At 67.9% G+C, this 1,606-nt stretch carries 2 protein-coding genes; both read right to left on the bottom strand.

Going from position 1 to position 1,606, the window contains the following annotated elements:
- Window positions 1-452: enoyl-CoA hydratase/isomerase family protein (locus tag MLGJGCBP_RS19895; protein WP_201453133.1), on the bottom strand; the 452-nt coding region annotated here is incomplete at its 3' end.
- The gene (locus MLGJGCBP_RS19900) at window positions 449-1,606 is read right to left on the bottom strand and encodes an isobutyryl-CoA dehydrogenase (protein WP_160097679.1); all 1,158 of its coding nucleotides are present in this window, start codon (window positions 1,604-1,606) and stop codon (window positions 449-451) included. The genes MLGJGCBP_RS19895 and MLGJGCBP_RS19900, both read right to left, overlap by 4 nt.

Consider the following 1,606-nt stretch of genomic DNA (forward strand, 5'->3'; position numbering starts at 1 on the left):
GTGCCGCCGACGTCGGGAACGAACCCGATCCCGGTCTCGGGCATCCCGATCATCGACCGCTCGGTCACGATCCGCACACTGCCGTGCGCCGACACCCCGACCCCACCGCCCATCACGATGCCGTCCATGATCGCCACATACGGCTTCGGGTAGTTCGCGATCGCCGCGTTGAGGATGTACTCGTCCCGCCAGAACTCCCGCGACCCGGTGCCGCCCTCCTTGGCGTCGTGGTAGATCGAGACGATGTCCCCGCCGGCGCACAGGCCGCGTTCCCCGGCGCCGGTGATCAGCACCGCCCGCACCTCCTCGTCCCCGGCCCACTCCGCCAGTGCCGGGGCGATCCGCGCCACCATGGTGTGGTTGAGGGCGTTGATCGCCTTCGGCCGGTTCAGCACGATCCGGCCCAGCCCGTCCCGCTTCTCGATCAGAACCTCGTCCACCGTGTCTGTCATGCCGCTCCCTGCTTCCCGTGTCCCGTGATGACGCTGCGGGCGATGACCACCCGCATGATCTCGTTGCTGCCCTCGAGGATCTGATGCACCCGCAGGTCGCGGACGATCTTCTCGATCCCGTACTCGGCAAGATAGCCGTACCCGCCGTGCAGCTGCAGGGCCTTGTTCGCGACCTCGAACCCGGTGTCGGTGGCGAACCGTTTGGCCATCGCACACAACTCCACCACGTCCGGGGCACCCTCCTCCAGCGCGGCCGCCGCCCGCCACAGCAGGGTCCGGGCCGCCTCCAACTCGGTGCGCATGTCCGCGAGCTGGAACTGCAACGCCTGCGACTCGAGCAACGACGCCCCGAACGCCTTGCGGTCCGCCAGATAGGCGACGGCCTTGTCCAACGCGGTCTGCGCCCCACCGACCGAGCAGGCGGCGATGTTCAACCGGCCCCCGTTCAGGCCGGCCATCGCGATCCGGAACCCGCCGCCCTCCGCACCGAGCAGATTCGCCGCCGGTACCCGCACGTCCTCGAAGATCACCTGCCGGGTCGGTTGGGCGTTCCAGCCCATCTTCACCTCGTTCGGCCCGAACGACAGCCCCGCCGAATCCTTCGGCACGATGAACGCCGAAATCCCGCGCGGGCCGCTGTCGCCGGTGCGGGCCATCACCACATACACCTCCGACGTCCCGGCCCCGGAGATGAACTGCTTGACCCCGTTGATCACGTAGTCGTCGCCGTCGCGGACCGCCTTGGTGCTCAACGCCGCCGCATCGGAGCCGGCGCCGGGTTCGGTGAGGCAGTAGCTGCCCAGCTGATCCATCGAACACAGTCCCGGCACCCAGGTGTGCCGCTGCTCGTCGGTGCCGAACTTGTCGATCATCCAGGTGACCATGTTGTGGATGGAAATGTAGGCGGCGATCGACGGGCAGCCCTTCGCCAACTGCTCGAAGATCCGGGCCGCATCGACGCGGGTCAGCTCCGAGCCGCCCACGTCCTCGCGGACGTAGATCCCGCCCATCCCCAGCGACGCCGCCTTGCGCAGCACATCCACCGGGAAATGCTTGGTCTGATCCCACTCCACAGCATGCGGCGCCAGATGCTCGGCCGCGAAATCACGGGCCGTGTCACTGATCGCCCGCTCGTCATCGGTCAAGGTGAACAT

The organism is Rhodococcus sp. T7, assembly GCF_009872365.1.
Taxonomy (GTDB): Bacteria; Actinomycetota; Actinomycetes; order Mycobacteriales; family Mycobacteriaceae; genus Rhodococcus_F.

Bases quoted from the DNA above. Each gene is read 5' to 3' on its own strand.
- MLGJGCBP_RS19900 (WP_160097679.1), bottom strand. From the start codon at position 1,606: ATGTTCACCTTGACCGATGACGAGCGGGCGATCAGTGACACGGCCCGT.